The organism is Streptomyces sp. NPDC021212, from assembly GCF_044332925.1.
GTDB lineage: Bacteria > Actinomycetota > Actinomycetes > Streptomycetales > Streptomycetaceae > Streptomyces.
Genome location: NZ_JBIRPZ010000009.1, coordinates 417,533 through 438,398, shown reverse-complemented (window position 1 = coordinate 438,398; position 20,866 = coordinate 417,533). Strand labels below are relative to the sequence as shown.

Annotated in this window: 18 protein-coding genes and 2 pseudogenes; 7 read left to right on the top strand and 13 right to left on the bottom strand. The window is 68.6% G+C overall.

Translation table 11 applies throughout. The annotated features are described in order from the left end of the window. Nucleotides 1-121 precede the first annotated feature (121 nt). From ACH4SI_RS25870 to ACH4SI_RS25860, 3 genes and pseudogenes are all read right to left on the bottom strand, one after another. Nucleotides 122-934 carry a methyltransferase domain-containing protein gene (locus ACH4SI_RS25870; RefSeq protein WP_398299458.1) on the bottom strand — a complete coding sequence of 271 codons (813 nt, stop codon included), beginning with the start codon at nucleotides 932-934 and terminating at the stop codon, nucleotides 122-124. A gap of 328 nt (nucleotides 935-1,262) precedes the next feature. Next, nucleotides 1,263-1,993: pseudogene (locus ACH4SI_RS25865) on the bottom strand (thioesterase II family protein); the annotation flags it as partial. A gap of 91 nt (nucleotides 1,994-2,084) precedes the next feature. After that, on the bottom strand, nucleotides 2,085-2,303 hold the full coding sequence (locus ACH4SI_RS25860) for a DUF5988 family protein (RefSeq protein ID WP_398299456.1): 219 nt from the start codon (nucleotides 2,301-2,303) through the stop codon (nucleotides 2,085-2,087). Between the two features lie 169 nt (nucleotides 2,304-2,472). Here ACH4SI_RS25860 and ACH4SI_RS25855 point away from each other — a divergent pair. Then, a pseudogene (locus ACH4SI_RS25855) lies at nucleotides 2,473-2,915 on the top strand (dihydrofolate reductase family protein); the annotation flags it as partial. Nucleotides 2,916-3,860: 945 nt separating this feature from the next. On the opposite strand, the gene ACH4SI_RS25850 reads toward ACH4SI_RS25855, so the two are convergent. Then, entirely contained in the window at nucleotides 3,861-4,718 is an 858-nt protein-coding gene (locus ACH4SI_RS25850; RefSeq protein ID WP_398299454.1) for a hypothetical protein, read from the bottom strand. A gap of 562 nt (nucleotides 4,719-5,280) precedes the next feature. Here ACH4SI_RS25850 and ACH4SI_RS25845 point away from each other — a divergent pair. Next, nucleotides 5,281-5,709 carry a tyrosine-type recombinase/integrase gene (locus tag ACH4SI_RS25845; protein ID WP_398299452.1) on the top strand — a complete coding sequence of 143 codons (429 nt, stop codon included), beginning with the start codon at nucleotides 5,281-5,283 and terminating at the stop codon, nucleotides 5,707-5,709. Nucleotides 5,710-5,861: 152 nt separating this feature from the next. Here the strand turns inward: ACH4SI_RS25845 and ACH4SI_RS25840 are convergent, their stop codons facing one another. Beyond that, nucleotides 5,862-6,011, bottom strand: coding sequence for a hypothetical protein (locus ACH4SI_RS25840; protein WP_398299512.1), 150 nt, complete (start codon nucleotides 6,009-6,011; stop codon nucleotides 5,862-5,864). Between the two features lie 145 nt (nucleotides 6,012-6,156). Here ACH4SI_RS25840 and ACH4SI_RS25835 point away from each other — a divergent pair, with 145 nt between their 5' ends. The 3 genes from ACH4SI_RS25835 to ACH4SI_RS25825 all read left to right on the top strand — a co-directional run bounded on the left by ACH4SI_RS25835 (nucleotide 6,157) and on the right by ACH4SI_RS25825 (nucleotide 10,340). Beyond that, nucleotides 6,157-6,936: an SDR family oxidoreductase gene (locus ACH4SI_RS25835; RefSeq protein ID WP_398299450.1), complete on the top strand. Its 780-nt coding sequence runs from the start codon at nucleotides 6,157-6,159 to the stop codon at nucleotides 6,934-6,936. A gap of 316 nt (nucleotides 6,937-7,252) precedes the next feature. Next, nucleotides 7,253-8,824, top strand: a complete 1,572-nt coding sequence (locus tag ACH4SI_RS25830) for a sodium:solute symporter family protein (protein ID WP_398299448.1) — start codon at nucleotides 7,253-7,255, stop codon at nucleotides 8,822-8,824. Between the two features lie 187 nt (nucleotides 8,825-9,011). After that, nucleotides 9,012-10,340, top strand: coding sequence for a glycosyltransferase 87 family protein (locus ACH4SI_RS25825; RefSeq protein WP_398299446.1), 1,329 nt, complete (start codon nucleotides 9,012-9,014; stop codon nucleotides 10,338-10,340). Here the strand turns inward: ACH4SI_RS25825 and ACH4SI_RS25820 are convergent. The 4 genes from ACH4SI_RS25820 to ACH4SI_RS25805 all read right to left on the bottom strand — a co-directional run bounded on the left by ACH4SI_RS25820 (nucleotide 10,318) and on the right by ACH4SI_RS25805 (nucleotide 13,965). Further along, nucleotides 10,318-11,442, bottom strand: coding sequence for an ADP-ribosylglycohydrolase family protein (locus ACH4SI_RS25820; protein ID WP_398299444.1), 1,125 nt, complete (start codon nucleotides 11,440-11,442; stop codon nucleotides 10,318-10,320). The genes ACH4SI_RS25825 and ACH4SI_RS25820 overlap by 23 nt on opposite strands. Nucleotides 11,443-11,698: 256 nt before the next feature. Beyond that, complete coding sequence (locus ACH4SI_RS25815; protein ID WP_398299442.1) at nucleotides 11,699-12,007, bottom strand: SCO5918 family protein; 309 nt, start codon at nucleotides 12,005-12,007, stop codon at nucleotides 11,699-11,701. Nucleotides 12,008-12,064: 57 nt separating this feature from the next. Then, the gene (locus ACH4SI_RS25810) at nucleotides 12,065-13,516 is read right to left on the bottom strand and encodes a DEAD/DEAH box helicase (protein ID WP_398299440.1); all 1,452 of its coding nucleotides are present in this window, start codon (nucleotides 13,514-13,516) and stop codon (nucleotides 12,065-12,067) included. A 245-nt stretch (nucleotides 13,517-13,761) separates the two neighbouring features. Continuing rightward, entirely contained in the window at nucleotides 13,762-13,965 is a 204-nt protein-coding gene (locus ACH4SI_RS25805; protein WP_391171564.1) for a cold shock domain-containing protein, read from the bottom strand. A gap of 908 nt (nucleotides 13,966-14,873) precedes the next feature. On the opposite strand from ACH4SI_RS25805, the gene ACH4SI_RS25800 reads away from it, so the two are divergent. Further along, complete coding sequence (locus ACH4SI_RS25800) at nucleotides 14,874-15,221, top strand: MerR family transcriptional regulator (RefSeq protein WP_398299437.1); 348 nt, start codon at nucleotides 14,874-14,876, stop codon at nucleotides 15,219-15,221. A gap of 370 nt (nucleotides 15,222-15,591) precedes the next feature. On the opposite strand, the gene ACH4SI_RS25795 is transcribed toward ACH4SI_RS25800, so the two are convergent. After that, complete coding sequence (locus tag ACH4SI_RS25795; protein WP_398299435.1) at nucleotides 15,592-16,353, bottom strand: class I SAM-dependent methyltransferase; 762 nt, start codon at nucleotides 16,351-16,353, stop codon at nucleotides 15,592-15,594. A gap of 111 nt (nucleotides 16,354-16,464) precedes the next feature. On the opposite strand from ACH4SI_RS25795, the gene ACH4SI_RS25790 reads away from it, so the two are divergent. Further along, nucleotides 16,465-16,725, top strand: coding sequence for a hypothetical protein (locus tag ACH4SI_RS25790; RefSeq protein ID WP_398299433.1), 261 nt, complete (start codon nucleotides 16,465-16,467; stop codon nucleotides 16,723-16,725). On the opposite strand, the gene ACH4SI_RS25785 is transcribed toward ACH4SI_RS25790, so the two are convergent. The 3 genes from ACH4SI_RS25785 to ACH4SI_RS25775 all read right to left on the bottom strand — a co-directional run bounded on the left by ACH4SI_RS25785 (nucleotide 16,713) and on the right by ACH4SI_RS25775 (nucleotide 20,863). Beyond that, a complete protein-coding gene (locus tag ACH4SI_RS25785; protein WP_398299431.1) occupies nucleotides 16,713-19,709 on the bottom strand; it encodes a tetratricopeptide repeat protein in 2,997 nt (998 codons plus the stop codon). The two genes, ACH4SI_RS25790 and ACH4SI_RS25785, sit on opposite strands and share 13 nt — an antisense overlap. Nucleotides 19,710-19,774: 65 nt before the next feature. Further along, nucleotides 19,775-20,221 (bottom strand): GNAT family N-acetyltransferase, encoded by a 447-nt coding sequence (locus tag ACH4SI_RS25780; RefSeq protein WP_398299429.1) that lies wholly within the window; start codon nucleotides 20,219-20,221, stop codon nucleotides 19,775-19,777. A 63-nt stretch (nucleotides 20,222-20,284) separates the two neighbouring features. Next, nucleotides 20,285-20,863, bottom strand: a complete 579-nt coding sequence (locus ACH4SI_RS25775; protein WP_398299427.1) for an HD family hydrolase — start codon at nucleotides 20,861-20,863, stop codon at nucleotides 20,285-20,287. Nucleotides 20,864-20,866: the final 3 nt, after the last annotated feature.

The window sequence follows — 20,866 nt, the reverse complement described above, 5'->3', positions numbered from 1 at the left end:
ACCGTGAGGGCGCAGTGGCCGCGCAGCCACGGTTTCACAGACACCGTCGCGACGTCACCCCGAAGCGGAAACTCAGAAGCAGAGAATGTGAATCCGGGCGCGCCACGCGCGATATCGCCCATCAGGGCTTACGCGCGGCGACCAAGACGTAGCCGAACTGGGACAGTTCAAACAGCTCAGCCCAGCTCTTCTTTGCTTCGACGATACCGGTATCTTCGCCAACCGACTGCAGCACAGCGTCAAAGGCCGGCAGAAGTGCCGCACCGGTTGGACGCGTCTGCTCGCTCACATCGGCGAGTTCCACAAGCTCAAGCCCGGCCTCGTTCACGAGTGCGGGGTAGTTTTCGATGTGCTCCACCGAACGCACCATGCTGAAAGCGCCCCACCGTTCTACCACGTCCATCTCCCGGTCGTTGAGCGTTCCGCGCAGCGCGGGGTCAGCGATCGCCAGGCGCCCACCGGGCCGCAGGACACGCGCTATTTCGCGCAAGACCTGGCCACGGTCGGGCATATGAACCATCGATTCCAATGCCCAGACCCGGTCAAAGGAGTCGTCAGGGTATGGGAGGTTCATGGCATCAGCGACCTCGAAGCTGACCTGGTCCTGCAGCCCTTCGGACCGTACGCTCGCATTCGCGATGTCAAGCTGCTTACGGCTGATGTTGACACCCTTCACGATGGCGCCGGACCTCCGAGCCAGCCACATCGTGGGCTTACCGACACCACACCCCACGTCCAGCACCTTGTCTCGAGCGCTCACATCGAGCCGCTCGAAGAGCTGCTCGGTCATCCACTCGCCGGCGTCGGCATGTGAGGCGCTACTGGACGGATCCGGCCAATACCCGAAGTGGATATTCTCCGTGAACATGGCAGGCAGCAATTCATTGACTTGGTCGTAGTAATCTCCGACCGCAAAACTCCACGAGTCAACCATTTTTCCTCCAAGTTGCTGGTTCGATACGAAATCATGCGGGCCCGGACCGTCTTGTAGTGCGCCGGTAGCCCCGTAAAGGCCTCCGAACTGCCCGTCTTGTCGCAGGAGAGGTACTGTCGCCGCCGCAGGCCGTCCGAGCGGCACTCCCGGTCGTCCCATCCATGAGGCCAACCGGTACGGCTCGCGATCGCTCAACGTGCGTTCCGAAGCGGTGATGTAACCGAGAAGGTCCGGATCTGGCTGTCTCCGTCCGGCTCGGGGATCCGAGTTTCATGGAACGGTGAGGACGGCCTTCCGTCCCCGCTGATTGCTGGGCGGCATCGGGCACTGCCAGACGCTGACTGACGGCGTGGATGACGTCCGCGGAGTGGTCAAGGATGTAGAAGTGCCCGCCTGGGTAGAGCTTCAGCTCGAAGTCCCCTTGAGTGTGCCACCTCCACGCGTATACCTCGTCGTAGCCGGCTTTGGGGTCGTCGGTACCGGTCAGACTCGTGATGGGGCTACGGAGCCGGTGGTCCGAGGAACACACGTAGGTCTCCGCCGCGCGGTAGTCGTTCCTGATGGCCGGAAGCACGATGCGCATCAGTTCTTCATCACCGAAGACGCGCTGATCAGTGCCGCTGAGTCGTCGCAACTCGGCAATGACTCCGGCGTCGTCGAGCTTGTGCACCCCCTCGTCATGGTGGCATGACGGCGCGCGGCGCCCCGAGACGAACACCCGCTCGGCGACCCGCCCGGCCTGCTCCAGCCGGACGGCCACCTCGAACGCAAGGGTCGCGCCCATGCTGTGTCCGAACAGGGCGAAGGGGCAGTTCACCACGTCCTGTACGACCTGGCTCACGCAGTCCGCGAGATCGCCGATGTTGTCAATCATGGATTCGTGACGCCGGTCCTGGCGGCCTGGGACTGGACGGCGAGCACCTCGACCCGGGGGTTCAATGCCCGAGCCATCGGGAGGAAGAAGGACGCCGAACCACCCGCGTGCGGCAGACAGATCAGCTGCACGGCGGCGTCGGGGGCTGGAAGGAAGCGCCGTATCCACGTATCGGTGGCGGACATTCTGGCCTCTCTGGTCACAACAACTGACAGCACTCCGGGCGACCCGGGTCGGCTCGCAACAATCGGGCCGCCGCCTGCGCACCGACCGCTCTTAATCGGCGGGCTTTGTGGCTCCTGCCCAGTCGAGGACGCGCAGGGACACGCCCCCGTGGATCTCCCATTCTGAGGCCGGCACGAAATGCTTGTAGCGGTTACCCGCATAGAATTTAAGATGCTCACCCCGATGTGGCACGTGACGGATACGCTCGTCCTCAGCGAGGTAGGGCAAGGGACAGCCTCGAAGAACCACATTCGGCTGTGCTTTACACATGCGGAGAACTCCTCTCGACGTCCGCTGCCATCGGGCACCAGGCAGCGGTGATCACACAGCACTGTGTCGCCCGGGGAATTCGGACAGAATCCGACTGGTATTCCTCGTGAGCGTATTTCCGAGCGACTCCCGCTGGACACCCCCTACCCCCCCTACACCTCCCCTCTTCCTGCACTCAGGACTGCCGGAGGTCTTCGGGCTGCTGCTGCCCGCCGGCCCGGACGATCGGCCAGGGCAGGAGCTCGGACGCGACGGTGGACGGCTCTTCAACTGGCCGGACGGCCGGGAGTCCGACGGTCCGAGCCGCCAGGTCTACCGCGAAGCGCCGGCGACCGGCGCGGTGATCTCCGGCCGTCGGACCTTCGAACTCGCCGGGCGCTGACAGGGCGATCACCACGACGGCGTGCCGATCTTCGTCCTCACCCACCAGGTGGATGACGGGGACGTACCACCCGGCCACGCGCGTTTCGTCACCGACGACGAGGACTGCGCCCGTCAGGCTCGCGCAGCCTCAGGGGACCGGCCGGTCATGATCCATGGGGCGGGGCCCAGGCACATCTCCGAGCCGGGCAGGTGGACGAGATGGAGATCCACCTGGTTCCGGTCCTCCTCCGCTCGGTGACACTTCACCGGCCCATCACCGCGTCGACCGACACCAGCCGAGACCGCCCTCCCCCCCTCACCACGGCACAATGCACAGGTCAGCGCCACGCGGACGACCATCCGGTGACCACAGCCCGCAACGATTCCCATCTGTCTGGTGCCATGCCGGGGACCCGAACCTGCGGCCAGTCGCCGACGATCTACCGATTCAGCCGGACAACCGTCTCGATCACCAGCTGCCCGCCCCTGACCGGCGGCTTCCCCCGTTCCCATGTTCCGTGTCCCCCGCCGGGGGCATACGCCTGCGCGGCATATTTCCAGGTCAGTGCACTCTTCGGGCAGCCCACCAGCTGAGGGTTGGTCAGTTTTCCTGGCCGACGCTCAGCTGTTCTTCTTTTGGGCAGGTCGGGAGTGGTTTAGGTTTGTGCGCAGGTGAGTACCTCCGAGGGCGCTCGTGGCCTGGGCGAGCTGGCGAGGCCGTGGCTGCCGTCGGCGCGGGTGCGTCCGCAGGGCGGTGGAGGCGCGAGGAACAGCTCAGAATTCGACCACCGGGTGGTAGGAAACGCCATCTTTTCCGCTACTCCTGTGGTGGCGGACCACCAGGCCCCTGGCGCGGATCCCATCGCGTCGGAGACGGTGCTGGAGCAAGCAGGCCTGTCGCCTCGTCCCGCCGCAGGCCGGCCAACAGCAATAGAGAGGTTCCTGCGTAAAGCAGTTGGTCGCTTCGGGTGGCATCCAGGGCGGCTCGCGCCACCAATACAGGTAAGAGGGGCTTCTGGTGCGCTGTTCTCGTCTTCATTGCGCGACCCTAGCCCGCTGGCATCGCCGTGCGCGACAGCGAATCCGAGCCCTATGTCTTTCAGAATGCGTGCTCTTGCCAGCCCACCCTTTGTCCAGCGGAGCTGCTGAACTCTCTCCCTAAAGCTCAAGATCTATTGGAGCGCGGCCTGGAAGTTACCGCAGTTCGTCTACGTAACGGTCCGTTCCTGGGACTGTTGGTATGAACGGCGCGACGAACTCCACGTCGCCTAGCCCCATGGCGGCAACTGCTGTGTCCAGGTCCGAGAAGTGGTCCCGCCAGACGTCACGGGGATTGCGCTGGAGGAACCACAGCAGTGTCAGTCGGGTCCCGACTCCCTCGACCTGTTTGACGTAGGTCATCCGGTCCAAAGGTAGGGGTGTCGGCGTGAAGACGGTCACCATGGCCGCAGGCGAGCCGGCCAGCCGTTTCGGAAGGTGGTCGTCACACAGCCACGCGATCAGTTCTTCGCGCCTACCGGGGGAGCCTGCATCGATTACCTGGACAACGAGCCCCGCGTAGGGGTGGTCGAGGGCGTGAGTGTCACGCGGGCCCTGGTTCCCGTCGCGGTAGACGGTTGCCGCGTGGTCCTGGAAGGCCGTGAAGATGTGTGTACGGTCCTGGAAGACACGGCGGTCGTGGTTGAGGCGTTTGTTGATGCTGACGGTCCACCGCATGTGGTCGGCGTAGCGGCCCGCGGTGATCCAGTAAGTGGATATGTAGCATCCTGCCGTGACGGGTTGGGCGACAGCAGACTGCTTCGGGTAGCGCAGTAGTTGCAGTTCGCGGGTGGCGACCCACCGGCGCCCGGCGTACATCCAGGGCATCGCCATTGCGCCTGCGATGTAGTGATCGTCTTCGTACCAGCGATTGTACTCGCGCTCGTGGCCAACATGCGGCTCGACCATGGTGATGAGCGCATGCCCGAGGTCGGCTCCATAGGGCCCAACGGCGGCTAGTTCCGCGTACGTGCGGCTTCGGGTTTCATCAGCTTGCACCACGTCGTCTGTCATGCATCAGGTCTAGCTGACGATGCATCAGGTTTGGAAGAGGGCGGCCACCATCAATGGGATGGATCATGCCCTGCTCGCCTACGGCAGCCAATCGAGCGAGATGTACGGCCCGTGCAACCCGCGCTTGGCCAGGCGCAGGCTCGGTTTCAGTGAGCTTGGGCGTCACGGCTGGATTCCCAACCTTGCCACCCCACCTCCGGGCTGGTCGTATCCGCTGACATCTGCCCGCCTGACCACACCTACATTTTCATCAACCTCCGTATCGCCATATCCATCCGAGGGTGGAAGCACGTGGCTACGGGAGGCGCGGTGTTGTCTGGCAGCAGGTTCACGTTCAGGGGACTCCCCGCTCCGACCTCACTCGAAATATCCACTTCGGTGCTGCGATGAGTAAAGCGGTCCGCCGTGGACGGGAAGCGGGTCTGCTCTACATCCGGGAGCAGCGGCAGCACGGGCGGGCAGCGAAACTCAAGACCAAGGCCAGCTACGCGACGCTGCCTGTCGACCGCTTCTTGATCGAGCGACTGACCGAGCACACCGCCAAGTCCCTCAAGTGGCGCCCGTGTCCCGGGAAGGGGAGCGCCAGCGCCGGGCACGAGGCTACGTCGCGCCGCCGGACGAGGGCCTGATCGTGACCAACCGGTACGGCCGGCCGCTGCAGCGGAGCTTCAACGAGAAGTGGCGTGTAGCGGTGGCGCGAGCGGGACTGCCGGAGGGGACTCGCTTCCATGACCTCCGGCACTTCTACACGACACGGTTGGGAGCGTCCGGACAGTTCGATCCCAAGACCGTCCAAGCGCTCGCCCGGCATGCCAAGTTCAACGAGACGTGGGATACCTATGTGCACCCACCGGTCGCGGTGCAGGGCGTCACGGTGAGCACCTTCGGGGGACTGTTTGTCTCGGCGGAGCGTGTCCAGTCCGGGAACGCCCACTACGGGGGCGCCGATCCGGGCGTGACCCCGGCAGGCCCCTCCTGTGCAAGACTCTGAAGCAGCTTGGGGCTAACCACCGCGGCGCGAGGGGTGAGCTGGTCCGTGGAACGACCCGCCCACTCAATTCGACCCCGATTCGACCCTATGGGTGCACTCAGAGCGGATCAACGCTCTGACCAGGGCCAAGGGTGGTGCGCCGGACAGACCGCCTATGACCAGCGGTTGTACGCGTACTCATGGCCGGGATGCGGCTCGACCATCGCGATCAGCGCGTGCCCCGGGCGCACCCCGTAGGGGCCGACGGAAGCCAGTTCCCCGTAGAGGTCGCCGCGTGTGTCCTCGCTCGCGTCGCTCGTCATGCCCATCAGGTGTAGCTGACGTAGCGTCAGCTGGGGAGGGGGGGGCGGCACGATCCTCGGCCACGCGGCATCCGGCGCGAACCGGGTATGGCCATCTCCGGCCCGGGCGCCTAGCCTGACGCGGCGTCAGCCACGAGGAGGCCCCATGCTGAGCGGCAGAACGGTCATCGTCTCCGGCGTCGGCCCCGGCCTCGGGCACCGCGTCGTCGTCGCCTGCCTGCGCGAGGGCGCCAACGTGGCCCTGGGGGCGCGCACCGGCGAGCGGCTGGCCGAGACCGCGAAGGAGGCCGACCCGGACGGCACGCGCACCGCCCACCGGGCCACCGACATCGCGGACGAGGCCCAGTGCGAGGCGCTTGCCGCGCTCGCCCTGGACCGCTTCGGCCGGATCGACGCCGTCGTCAACGTGGCAGCCCTGGACAGCCACTTCGGCGGCCTGGAGGACGCCGACTTCGCGTCCTGGGGGCGCGTGGTGGACGTCAACCTGTTCGGGACGCTGCGGATGACCCGGGCCTGCCTCCCCGCGCTCAAGCGGAACGGCGGCGCGGTGGTGCTCATCGGCACGCAGTCGTCGGTCGCCGCCCCCACCGAGGTGCGACAGGCCGCGTACGCGGCGTCCAAGGGGGCGCTCACCTCGGCGATGTACTCGCTGGCGCGCGAGCTGGGCCCGCACCGGATCCGGGTCAACACCGTGCAGCCCGGCTGGATGTGGGGGCCGCCGGTGCGGCGTTACGTCCAGTTGGCCGCGCACACGGAAGGGCTACCCGAGGCCGAGATCGGGCAGCGGCTCGCGGGCCGGATGGCGCTGCCCGACCTGGCGACGGACGGCGATGTGGCGGAGGCCGCGGTGTTCCTGGCCTCCGACCGGGCCCGGGCGATCACCGGGCAGTCGCTGCTGGTGAACGCCGGTGAACTGATGCGTTAGCGCGACTCCTGTCCGGCCTGGCGGGATCCCGCTCCCGTACCGACCCCATCGATGCGTGGGCGTGCGTCTGACGAAGTGCCCGCTCATCGTGCGATCGCGGGCGCGTGCACGACAACGTCTCGGCGAGTCAAGAAACCGTAAAATGGTTCTTCTTTCTGATTTGCGTTCACACTCGTGACCTCTCGAACCCTTGACCGGCCACCCGGACAAGCGGTTCAATCCCGGAAGTACCCCGCTCCCGCTCGGGGGAACCGCCCAAGAGGAACGTCGCGGCGAAGTGCGCCCCCGTTCACAAGGCGGACCCCTGGGAGGGGACATGAACCATCTCGACTGGGCCGTACTCGTCGGCTACTTCGGTGTCATGGTCGGCATCGGCGTCTGGTCCCACAAACGCGTCGACAACGTCAGCGACTTCTTCACGGCCGGCGGCAAGATGCCCTGGTGGCTGTCGGGCATCTCGCACCACATGTCCGGCTACAGCGCCGTGATGTTCACCGGTTACGCGGCCATCGCCTACCAATACGGCATCACCTCCTATGTCACCTGGTCCTTCCCGATCGCCATCGGCATCGCGATCGGCGCGAGCCTCTTCGCTCCGCGCCTCAACCGGGTGCGCAGCAGGCTGGGCGTCGCCTCGCCCCTCGAATACCTGAAGAGCCGTTACAACCTGCCCACCCAGCAGGCGCTGGCCTGGTCCGGGGTGTTACTGAAGATCGTTGACGTGGGCGCCAAGTGGGCGGCCATCGCCACCCTGCTCTCCATCTTCACCGGGGTCTCGCTCAACCAGGGCATCCTGATCACGGGCGCGGTCACCGCCGTCTACTGCACGGTCGGCGGGCTGTGGGCCGACGCGCTCACCGAACTCGGCCAGTTCGTCATCCAGCTCGTGGCGGGCATCGCGATGCTGATCGCCGTGCTCAACGAGCTGGACGGCTTCAGCACCTTCTGGACCGTCTGGGACGACCTGCCCGACAGCCACGCCGAGCCGACCGTGGGCCCGTACACGCTGATCTTCCTGCTCTCCTACCTCTTCATCAAGACCTTCGAGTACAACGGCGGCATGTGGAACCAGGCGCAGCGCTACATGGCCACCGACAGCGCCCACTCCGCCAAGCGCTCGGCCCGCCTCTCGGCCGTCCTGTGGTTCGTCTGGCCGCTGGTGCTGTTCTTCCCGATGTGGGTCGCGCCGCTGATCATCAAGACGGACAAGCCCGCCGACTCGTACGCCGAGATGGCCGAACACCTGCTGCCGCACGGCCTGCTGGGGCTCGTCATCGTCGGCTTCTTCTCCCACACCATGGCGATGTGCTCCTCGGACGCCAACGCGATCGCCGCGGTGGTGACCCGCGACATCATGCCCGCGATCTTCAAGTCCGTACGGCAGTGGAGCACCCGCACCGGGCTGCTCGCCGCCCGCTACACCACCCTGCTCTTCCTCGCCCTGTCCATGGGCATCGCCACCCAGGTGAACTCGGACTTCTTCGGTGACATCATCACCGTCGTCATCAAATGGGTCGCCGGTCTGATGGGGCCGATCGCGATCCCGCTGATGCTCGGCATGCTGCGGGCCTTCCGCAAGTCCGGGCCGACGGCGGCGCTCACCAGCTGGGCCCTGGGCCTCATCGCCTTCTACCTGGTCAACTACCCGATCAACGACGCGGTCGAGGGCGGCGTCAACCTGGAGTACCAGGTCGCCGTCCCGCTCGCGGTCTCGCTCGTGCTCTTCATCGTCGTCGGCCACCTGAAGCCGGAGGACACCCCCGAGCGCGACGCCATCCTCGCCTCGCTCAACTCCGACAGCGACGGGCCGGGTTCGGCGGGTGCCGCGCGGTCGGTTCCGGCGGCGGACGGCACCGGCCGTACGACGGTCGCGGGCGCGTCCGACTGACGCGCCGCCGCGGCGGCGGCAGCGCTACGGGCCCCGGTCACCCTCTCCAGGGGTGGCCGGGGCCTTGACGTGTGGTTTTACGGCCCGCCCAGGCAACCAACACCCCTCCACCGGCCATCCTCCGGAACGTACTATCGTCGGCTTCCTGTGCCGTTTGCCGCCCCCATGAACCTCTGGAGCGACCTTCGTGACCGCGACACAGATGATCACCCGGCGTCCCACGCTGTGCGCGGCGGTGTTCTGTCTGGTGTCGTTCACCGGTTTCTGGATCGCGCAGCGCGCCGCCGAGGTGTCCATGGTCGATCTGCTGGTCTACCAGGCCGAGGGCTGGACCGTACGCAATGCCGCGGATCTGTATGAGATGCGGGCAACCGTGCACAACCTGCCCAATACCTATCCGCCGTTCGCGGCCATGCTGTTCACCCCGCTGACCCTCATGGGCACGGGCGTCCTGCGCACCTTCGGCACCGCCGCCAACCTCGCCCTGATGGTCGCCCTGGCCCATCTGTCGCTGCGGCTCGTCGGCCGCCCGCGCCGGGCGCCGCGCGCCGCCGCCGTTCTGGCCCTGGCCGGGGTCGCCGTGTGGTGCGAACCGGTGTGGACGACCCTGCGCTACGGCCAGATCAACCTGGCTGTCGCCGTCCTGGTGCTGTGGGACCTGACCCGCCGGACCGGCCACCGCTGGGCCGGGGCCGGCATCGGCATCGCGACCGGGATCAAGCTGACCCCCGGCCTCTTCATCGTCTTCCTCGCCGCCGCCGGCCTGATCGACGCCGTCCGGCGGCTGCGGTCCGGGCACGCCTTCGGCAGCGACCATCTGCGGCGGGCGGGCGTCGCCACGGCCGCCTTCGCCTGGACGGTCTGCCTGTCGGCGCTGGCGCTGCCGTACGACTCGCACCGCTTCTGGACCCAGGTCGTGTTCGCCACCGACCGGCCCGGCGACGTCGAGGGCTCGGGCAACCAGAACCTGCTCGGCGCCCTCGCCCGCCTCCTGCACACCCCCGACCCCGGCCCGTGGTGGCTCGCCGCCGCCACGCTGATCGGCTGCGCCGGCCTGGCCACCGCCGTCGCCGCCCAGCTCGCCGACGACCGCGCCCTCCCGCACGCCCGCGCCTGGGCCGTCGTCACCTGCGCCGTCACCGCCCTCATGGTCAGCCCGGTCTCCTGGTCCCATCACTGGGTGTGGGCGGTCCCGATGGTGCTGCTGCTCGCCGTCGAGACGGTCCGCCGGGCGTCCCGGGCCTGGGCGGGCTGGACGGCTCTGACCGGGCTGCTCTTCTGCTCCTTCATGATCTGGTACGCGCCCCACAGCGTGAAACAGCGGGTCGAGCTGCACCAGACGCCACCCCAGATGCTGATGACCGCCGTCTACCCGATCATCGGCCTCGCCTTCCTGGCGACCGCGGCCTGGATCACCTTCCGCGCCCTGCGCGGCTCGGGCGGCGCCCCCTCCCGCCCCGCGCCGCGGCCCACCGCGACCGCGTCGCGGACGCTCACGCGCGCGGGTAGCGGCTGAGCCAGGCGGGGGCGGAGTTCTCGGGGCTGTGCAGGGCGGGGCCCTGGGTCATCTCCATCGCGAAGTCGTCCGCCAGCTCCAGGATCGTGCCGCGCCCCTCCACCTCGGCGAGCCACGCGGGCGGCAGCGCCGTCTCGCCGTGCAGCACGCCCAGCAGATTGCCGCAGATCGACGCCGTGGAGTCGCTGTCCCCGCCGTGGTTGACGGCGAGCAGCAGACCGTGTCGTACGTCCTCGGCGACCAGGGCGCAGTACAGCCCCATGGCCAGCGCCTCCTCGCCGGTCCAGCCCTCGCCGAGGGATTCGACGCGCTCGGGCGTCGGCAGCCCCTGGCGTACGGCGCCGAGCGCACGCCGCAGCGCGTCCGTGGTCTCCTCGTGGCCGGGGCGGGCGGCCAAGTGGGACAGGGCGCGCTGGACGGCGCCGTCCAGCGCCTCCCCGCGCGCCAGTCCGTGCACGATCAGCGCGAACGCGCCCGCCGCGAGGTATCCGGTGGGGTGACCGTGGGTCTGGGCCGCGCACTCGATGGCCAGCTGGAACACCAGCTGTGGCTCCCAGCCCACCAGCAGCCCGAACGGCGCGGAGCGCATGACGGCGCCGCAGCCCTTGGAGTCGGGGTTCTTGGGCGCCTCCAGGGTGCCCATGGTCGCGTCCCCGAGCCCGGTCAGGCAGGCCCGGCCGGGGGCGCGCTGGGCGTACAGCCACTCCTCACGGGCCAGCCAGCCGTCGGCCTCGCGGCGCTCGTCGGGTCCCCAGTCGCGCTGGGTGGCGTACCAGCGGCGGTGCGCGGAGTGGATGTCGGTCGGCGGATGCCAGGCGCCGGTGTCGCGGCGCACCTGGGCGCGGATCAGGCCGTCCACCGTGAACAGCGTCATCTGGGTGTCGTCGGTGATCGCGCCGCGCCGCCCGTACACGGGCAGGAAGTCCGTCACGCCCCGCTCGCCGTGGTCCGCCCGGATGTCGGCCAGCGAGGAGAACTCCACGGCCGCCCCCAGCGCGTCCCCGATCGCCCCGCCGAGCAGACAGCCCCGTACCCGGCTGCGGAAGTCCTGCTGTTCGGCGCGGCCCCATACGCCGGTCGCTGCACTGACGGTTGCGGTCACGACCTTTCCTCTTTTCTTCGGTACGTTGATGACCCGGGAGTGTCATTGACTGTAATGGACACCCTTTGATCGATTCCGGATGCCGTCAATGGGGCGGTGAATTGTGAAGGCGTCATCACGGATAGTGCGGCGGACCACCTCATTCCGAAATGGCGCACCGGATAACGGACGGTGCATAAACCGCTGGACGCGCACGGAAGAGGGCCCCGACCGCACGGCGGTCGGGGCCCTCATCGTGCAACCACGTCGATCCCGGTCAGGCGCGTTCCGGGGAGCCGAGCAGTTCCGAGGCGGCCTCAAGTGAAGTGGGGGCCGCGTCGGGTACGGATACGGGAAGGGAACGGCAGGTGAAACCGAGTCGGGTCAGTGCTCGGGTGACCTCGTCGGCGGTGAAGTCACGGCGGTCCTGACGGGTGATCACCGCGCCCACCTGCTTGACCGGGTAATGACGGCGGCCGATGATCACGAAGGCTCCCGTGACGGGTTCGGGTTTGATACCCGCCATCGCTTCCTCAACCTCACTCTTGATCAGATCGAAGGGGAAGCGGGCGATAACACAGCGCATAATGCCTCAACAGGGTCGAAGAGAAGCCGGATCCGGGTGGCCGGCCGGGATCAGGGTTTACGCGGCCGGGCCGAAGTGGGACCGCCGCTGCGAGGCCCCCGACCCCGTCCGGGCCGATCCGGCGGCGCGGCGGGCCTGGGCCGGGCGGCTACGCCGTCCCCGCGAGGAGGAGCCGCCGCGCTTGGCGCGTTCGACGACCGGCATGGCGATGGTGACGGGGATACCGGACGGGGCCTGGGCGCCGGTGATGCGGCTCAGTTCGGCTTCGCCGGAGCGGACCCGGGTGTTGTGCGGGCTGATGCCCGCCGTGCTCATGAGGCGGGCCATGTCGCGGCGCTGGCCCGGCAGGACGAGGGTGACGACGCTGCCGGACTCGCCGGCCCGGGCGGTGCGGCCGCCGCGGTGCAGGTAGTCCTTGTGGTCGCTGGGCGGGTCCACGTTGACGACGAGGTCGAGGTTGTCCACGTGAATGCCGCGGGCCGCGACGTTGGTGGCCACCAGTACCGTCACATCGCCGGTCTTGAACTGGGCGAGCGTGCGGGTGCGCTGGGGCTGGGACTTACCGCCGTGCAGCGCGGCGGCGCGGACGCCGCTGTTCAGCAGGTGCTGGGTGAGCCTGTCCACCGCGTGCTTGGTGTCGAGGAACATGATCACCCGGCCGTCGCGGGCGGCGATCTCCGTGGTGGTGGCGTGCTTGTCGGCGCTGTCGACGTGCAGCAGGTGGTGTTCCATCGTGGTGACGGCGCCCGCCGAGGGGTCGACGGAGTGGACGACCGGGTCGGCCAGGTAGCGCCGGACCAGAAGGTCGACGTTGCGGTCCAACGTGGCCGAGAAGAGCATCCGCTGCCCTTCGGGCCGCACCTGGTCCAGCAGGGCGGTGACCTGGGGCATGAAGCCCATGTCGGCCATCTGGTCCGCCTCGTCCAGCACGGTGATGCCCACCTGGTTCAGGCGGCAGTCGCCACGGTCGATGAGGTCCTTGAGCCGCCCGGGGGTCGCGATGACGATTTCGGCTCCGCCGCGCAGAGCGCTGACCTGCCGGCCGATCGCCATACCGCCGACGACGGTGGTCAGCCGCAGCTTCAGCGACCGGGCGTAGGGGGCGAGCGCGTCGGCGACCTGCTGGGCCAGCTCCCGTGTGGGGACCAGGACCAGCCCCAGGGGCCGGCGGGGCTCGGCGCGCTGTCCGGCGGTGCGGGCCAGCAGGGCCAGGCCGAAGGCGAGGGTCTTGCCCGAGCCGGTGCGTCCACGGCCCAGGACGTCGCGACCCGCGAGGGAGTTCGGCAGCGTGGCGCCCTGGATCGGGAACGGCACGGCCATGCCTTCCCCTGCCAGGGCCGCCAGCAGCGCGGGCGGCATGTCCAGCTCGGCGAAGGTCTCGGCCGGAGGCAGAGCGGGGGTACGGGTGACGGGCAGGGCGAATTCTCCCTGCGGCGCGGCGGGACGACGGCCGTTCCCACCGGAGCGGGGGCGGACGGAGCGGTTGTTCGTTCGGGCAGTGCGTTTCATGCGAACCTTCCTCGATGCGGCACGTCGAGGAATTCTCGGCAGCAGTGAGCCGCACATAAAAGAATCGCCAGAACGAACCGAATAGATAAACGAAGCGAAACGGGGCGGAACAGATGCGCCCATCGCATCGAAAGACGATCGACATATGCCGCAGAGGCGGACGCTCAAGATGCCGGATCGTCGGGGAAAACGAGTCGGGGCCCGCACCCAAGGTGCGGGCCCCAACGTCGCTGTACGCGTCAGCGTCAGGCGGGAACGATGTTCTCGGCCTGCGGGCCCTTCTGGCCCTGCGTGAGGTCGAAGCTCACCTTCTGGCCCTCCTGCAGCTCGCGGAAGCCTTGGGCGGCGATGTTCGAGTAGTGGGCGAAGACGTCGGGGCCGCCACCGTCCTGCTCGATGAAGCCGAAGCCCTTTTCCGAGTTGAACCACTTCACGGTGCCAGTAGTCATGCCATATCTCCTTCGGGCGCAGTGCCCGGAGCCCACACTTTGCGGACCCCGCGTCGCCGCGATGATCGCCCCTCCGGAAATGCACCGGAAAATACAAAAGCATTCCCACCGCGTACGACGGCGAGGACACTTGAAGTCTGGGAACCACAACTGCAACTGACAACGACAGTAGCATGACCCACCGGGGTCACGCACGGAAATCGATGGTCACCCTCAGTGGGGTAGAAATTCCCTACCAATTCCAAGGTTATTTCTGCGGTCGCGGCATTACATATTGGGCATCGGCGGGGAGAGCGCCGCCGAAGATCAGCGAGCCGCCGGGAAGACGGCCACGCGGTGGACGACCGGGTCACCGCCACCACACCCCCACCTTCACCTCCCCGGTCCCACGGGCCCGGACCGCCCTGGGCCTGTTGCGGCAGTAGAGGTAAATCTGCGTCGGCCGCGGTAGACATACGGCGCTCATGTAGCTACTGTTTCTTGCGTAGCCAACGACGTCAGTCAGGCGCGGCAGAGACGAACTGCCGCGAGCGGAACACGGCACGACAGCGGAGTGGCGGGGCCGGGAAGTGCAGGAAGGTCCCGCCACTGGCTGCCGGGCCGGGTGGCTCTCAGGGCCACCACGCATGACGCACGACAGCAGTACTGGCAAGAGCAGTGAGAAGAGACAGGAAAGGAGGGAGACGCCATCAGGATCGCCCGAGCACGGACCTGGTCCGCTCGGGTACCGCAGGCCCCGGATTGGAAGGTGGTCCCCGGTCACGCAGTTGCGATCCCCGCGTCTCGCCCCCAGGGCAGGCAGCGGAAACAGAAGGCCGGTGCACAGCGCCGGTAGATGGTGTTGAACCCTCGGGGCCCTGGTGTCATATGGCACCAGGGCCCCTCGACGCGTCCCACAGAGAGGTGCGATGAATTCGAAGCCCCGAGAGCGAGCCGCCGACAAATTCGATGACGACGATTACCCCGCGTACACCATGGGGCGCGCCGCGGAGATGATCGGCGCCACACCCGCCTTCCTGCGGGCCGTCGGCGAAGCCCGCCTCATCGTCCCCCTGCGCTCCGAGGGGGGTCATCGCCGCTACTCCCGGTACCAGCTGCGCATCGCGGCACGGGTTCGCGAACTCGTCGACCAGGGCACTCCGATCGATGCCGCCTGCCGCATCGTCATGCTCGAAGATCAGCTGGAGGAGGCCCAGCGGCTCAACGAAGAGCTACGGAAGCCCGACGCCGACGCGAACCAGCCCGACGCCTGCTGACCCCAGCCCCACCGGCCCACCGTCCCCGAGGCGGCGGCAGGCCGCCCGGCCCACGTCGGTCGCCGCGATGCATTCCTTTACGCACGGCAGGAATTCATCGCCCGAAGTCACCGGGCGTCCCGGGGTTCATCTTCACGTTTCACGACCTCTTGCGCATCAGCGAACTCGGCGGCGCCCCTGCCATGGCCGCCGTGGCAGCCGTCGCGTTCGGCGTCCAGGCCGTCCACACGGACCTGACCGACGGCTCCCCCACCGCGGCTCCCCGGGCGCGTGTGCGGTCCACCAGCGCCTCCTCTGCACGACGACTTCAACGGCGACGGCCCCGGCGACCCCTGAGGCCCCGCCCACACGCAGGCGCGCGGGCGGCGCATCACCCCGAACAGACGAGGAGCCCGCAGCGGCTCGTCACCTCGAAGGCGCCCTTGGCGTCGATCTCCTCCCGCACCAGCCGCTCCGCGCGCCGCAACACCTCCCCCGCGTCACCGCCCCGGCCGTCCGCCCACGTCTCGTACGACCGCATGTGCGCCATGACGGGCCCGGGCTCCCGGACCGTGATCGTTCCCGTCAGCTCGACGACCCGCACCTCGGCGAAGGCCGCCCCCAGCAGCGCGGGCGCCTCCTCCAGCGTGAACCGCCCGCTGAACGACGGCCGCTCCTCCCCCGCCGCGCGCCGCCACACCTCCGCGATCTCGGCCTTGTCCCGGCCGGCGTTCGTCGACACCAGCGCCACCCCGCCGGGCGCCAGCACCCGCCGCAGCTCCCGGATCGCCCGTGGGATGTCCGGCACGTGGTACAGCATGTGCATCGCCAGCACCGCACCACAGCTCCCGTCCGCCAGCGGCAGCGCCCGCGCATCCGCCACCGCCGCCCGCCCCACGGCCGGGGCCAGCATCCCCGGCGACAGATCCAGCGACAGCACCGCCACCTCCGGCCGCTCCGCCCGCACCCGCGCCCCGTACACCCCGTTCCCGCATCCCACGTCCACCACCGGCCCCCGCACGCCGCCCAGTTGGGCGACGGCGAGCCCCGGCAGATCGTGCCGCGGCTCCTGATACGCGTACAGCGCCTGCCGCGCCGCGAGGTGGCGGTCGTCCCGGTATTCCTTCTCGGTCAGAATCGTGCGATCGAACACGGCGCGCCGCCTCTCCGCCCCGGGGCGTCTCGGTAGGCAGACAGTCTCCCAGCCCCTACGGCCCTCCGGCAGGGGGCACCGCAGCCCGGTCGGCTGGGATAGCGTCGCCTCATGAACAACGGGGAATTGCACTGCGGGATATGCGGATCCAGCCGACTGACCCCGGTCGCGCAGCTCAGAATCGAAGGCAAGCACGACCGCCTCCGCCTCAAGTTCCCCCGCCCCAGCGCCTTCAAGCTCCGCCCGACGTTCGACGTCGACTTCGCCCGCGCCTGCCTCGACTGCGGCGCCCTGCTGCCGTTCCTCAGCGACGTGGACCTCAAGCGGCTGAACGAGGACGCCGCCGAGGGCTTGAGCGGCTACGACACCTGAAGCGCCGCCCGCAGGTCGGCGACCGGCGCGCGGAGGGCCGCGATCCGGGCGCGGTCGGCTCCGGGGGCCTCGGCGAGGTCGTCCAGGGCGCGTACGGTCTCGTCCACGACTTCCCAGTACGGCCGGGCGGCGGCCAGCTCCGCCAGAAACCGCTCCGCCCCGGTCCAGTCGCCGAGGGCAGCTCGGCTGACGATCGGCGCGGCCACTCTGGTCTGCGCGTCCCACTGATCGCCCTCCTCGGCCAGCAGCTCTTCGAAGGCAGTCCACCGCTCCCGCGCCTCGGCGAGACCGGCCGTACGGCTCTTCAACATCGCGTATTCGAAAGCGATGTCGAGGTCATCGGGGTCTGCCGCCTTTGCCCGGTCGATGTCCGTGGCGGCCGCGGCGTACCGGCCCGCCCGCCGGTGGCATCTGGCCCTGACCTCCAACGTGAACAGATCGTCGGGGTCGAGCCGGAGAGCCTGGTCGAGATCGGCGAGGGCACCCTCGTCATCACCGATGCGCAGATGCAGAGCCCCTCGATCCGCCAGGATCCATGGGCCGTCGGGGGCGGCGGCGACGGCCGCGTCGAAGTCCGCCAGAGCTTCGCCGAGTCGCCCTATGTGCCCATAGGTCTGTCCCCGGCGGTTCAGCGCGAACACGTTCGAAGGCTCGATCTCGATGACCCGGCTGAAGTCCGCCAGTGCCTCCTCGAAGCGGTCCGTCATCCGGCACGCCTCGCCGCGCTCTGTGAGCACTTCCTCATTATCAGGATCAGTCGTGAGGTAACGGTCGGCCGCGATGATCGCCTCCTCGTAGCGATCCAGGTTACGGAGGGCGACGACGCGAATGGACGCGGCGTAGTCGGAACCGAGTTCGACGCCCCGCTCGGAGTCGGCGAGCGCCTCCTCGTAAAACCCCACTTTGCAGTAGATCTTGGCCCGGTCCCCGTAGGCCCAGCCCCATTCGGGCCTGATCTCCAGCGCTCGTGTGATGTCCGCAACCGCGCTCTCGTAGTCCCGTAGGCCGTAGTGCATCAGGGAACGAGTGGACAGGGCCATCTCGTTCCCGTCGTCCAGGTCGAGAGAACGGGTGAGGTCAGCCAAGCCTTCCTCGTACCGCCCGAGCAGGCAATATGCCTCGCCGCGCTGGGCGAGGACCCTCGGAGCGTCGGGAGCCAGCTCCAAGGCCCGGCCAAAGCTTTCCACGGCCTGCTCGTAGCGCTTCATGCCGAGGTACACGCTCCCCCTGATCGAATGGGCGGCCGCGTAGTCGGCGTCGAACTCCAGCGCTCGCGACGTGTCCGCCAGTGCGTCCTCCAGCTCTCCCATGTCGCGACGGGCCAGACCACGGAGTACGAAGGCCACGGCCAGGGCCTGCCCGTCCGGAGCCACCTCATCGATCAGGAGCGTCATGTTCTCGGCCCTGTCTCTCCTCGTGGTCTCCGCGAGAAAGCGTTCGCCCCATAGGCTTACGGACCCGGCGCCGGACTCCCGTCCCGCCTCCACGAGGACCAGCATCCACCTGCGTTCCCATGACGCCGTCATGGAGCCCACGTATACGCGTACATACCTGCGCAGTTCGTCGCGCAGAGCCTCTTCCGGGGAGGCGCACAGCCGGTGGTAGGTCTCCTCCAGCCGGTAGTCCAGCCACCGCTCGTGCTCCCACCGCTCATCGCCTCGAAGCGGCTCCTCGATCTGCCGCCGCCATCGCGCGAAGGTGTCGGCCAGTCGGAGGTGACGCGTCCGCCACCCCTGGGGCGACTGGTTGCGCTGGAGCCGCAGCATGGCCGTGCGGACGACATCGTGGTACCCACAGCGGCCGGAGCGGTCGCTGACGAACGGGAGCGACCGCAGCCAGTCGTAGAGCCCGGCGGCCTCGTCTTCGACGGCGGCCCGGTAGATGTCCTCGTCCAACCGTCGAGGCAGGGCCGCGGCCAAAGCGGCCGAACGGTGCACCTCGTCGTTCACCCACTTCAGGAAGCGCTCCACGGCGGTCCCACTCGGATCACCCACGGCATCCGCGGTGGCCGGCTGGGCCTCGGCCAGCATCGACACCAGGACGGGCAGCCCTCCGGTGAGGCGGAGCACGACTTCCACCACCTGCTCATCGACGACACCTCTCGCCGAGAGGAGCTGCCGGGCCTCGGCCTCCGTGAAGGGGGTCAGCGGGATGTCCGCGATGAGGTCGGCGTAGTCGGCCCAGCACCGCGGGTCGAGCGTGCCCTGCCCGGCCAGGGTCACCACCGCGTTGGCCGGGAGCGCCCCGTAACGGCCCTCGATCATCACGTCGCGCAGCCAGGTGTCGAGCAGCGGGCCGGTGCGTTCGTACGTGTCGAAGAACCAGGTCACCCAGGGCACGGAGGCAGCCACCTCGGCCACATCGTTCAGGAACGCCGGGGTGAGCGCGTCCACGGGCGACATCACCAGGTCCATATCGTCATGGCTGCGGAAGCGGGCGCTGAGCTTGGCCCGCGCCCGGTCGGCCGCCTGCGCGATCCGCTCCGGCTCCGCCGCCCCGGCGAAGGCCCCGAGGCCCGGCACCATCCCCAGTCCCACCAGCCCCGCCCGAGCGACGAACGCGCTCGACGCCGAGGCCGGGGCCTCCCCCGTAGCGCCCTCCTCCAATGGCGTGGCGCCCGCCGCCGAGTCGGCCTCGTGCCGCCGCTGCCGATAGGTCGCCAGCAGCTTGTCGAACGACTTCAGCGGATGCCCCTGGCGGGCGAACTGGGCGCTGATGGCCGCCATGACCTCGGGGACGGTGTTCACGGACTCGTCCACATAGGCGATGAGCGCCCGGTGTTCGCGTGCCGTGTTCTCCAACTGCCGCACCAGCGTCGTCTTGCCGATACCGGCGTCCCCGCGCACATGGAACACGAAGCGGTGCGCCTCGTCCTCGGGCGGTACCGCGAAGTTCTCCCGGTACGCGGCCATCTCCTGGCGCCGCCCCACGAACCGGCGCCGCTGCCGGATCAGGTCCCGCATCGTCGGCCGCTGCGCTCCCACAGCTCCCCCTTCCCCCTCGTGCAGGGTAACCGTGGGCGACGACACCGGGCCGGAAGGCGCACGCCCTACCCTTCGCCGGTCAGCCGCTTGAAGAGGTGCACGTCCGCGTGGCCTCCGGGAATGCCGAGCGTCCTGCCGGTCTCGGCATAGCCGTGGCGCTCGTAGAAGCCGGGGGCCTGAAAGGTGAACGACGACACCGCGACACGATCGCAGCCGCGCCGAAGCGCCTCGGCCTCGGCAGCCCGCAGAATTCTGCCGCCCCATCCGTCCTGACGACTGTCCTCGCGAACCCACAGCAGTTCGATACCGCACAGACCTCCCCAGGTCCACGCGGTCAGCCCGCCGACCAACTCACCCGCTTCATCGGTGACCTTCACCGAGAACTCGCTACGGTCGACCGCGCCCGTAGCGGCCGTATTGAAGGCGATCAGTTCCTCGGTCAGTCGGCCGTTGAGTTCGCTGTCGCTTCCGCCAGTGGTCAGGGTCGGACCGGGGCGGTCGTCAGTGGTCATGACGCGCAGCATGGCAGTCCGCCAAGCCGCGCAGCACGCGATTTCTCGTCCTTCCATCTCCCCCTAAGGCTTCTCGCCCAATGCGGCGCGCAGCCAGTCGAGGGAGCCTTGGCCGAGCATTTCGTCGGCCAGGCGACGTCCGGTTTCCGTCACCAGGCGGGCGCGGCTGTTGTCGATCCAGCGCTGGGCGTTCTCGTAGCCCTGGGACCGGTACTCGATCCCCTGGAGGAGGCATTCGAGCTTGTCCGCGTCCCGGGCGCAGACCGCCTCCGGTGACTCCTTGGCTTCGTACTCGGCCACCCATCCCCGCACGGCGGAGGCGAGGGCTTCCGGCATGCCATCGGTCTGGTCGGCGGTCACCGCCTGTGGGTCGGCGGCGGGCGCGTACTTCTTGCCGAGGTAGTTGACGTCTCCGGTGCGCGTCTCCTGCGAGTCGTGCCAGACCGCCATCAGCGCGGCCCGTGCGGGATCGGCGCCCTCCAGCTGGGCGATGACCGTAGCGATCAGCGAGGTGCGCCACGCGTGCTCGGCGACGCTCTCCGGGTCCCGCACCCCGGCCATCCACCAGCCGGTCCGCCGGGCATGCTTCAGCGTCCCGGCCTCGTACAGCAAGCGGGCTACCGCCTGAAGATCGTCAGCCACTGT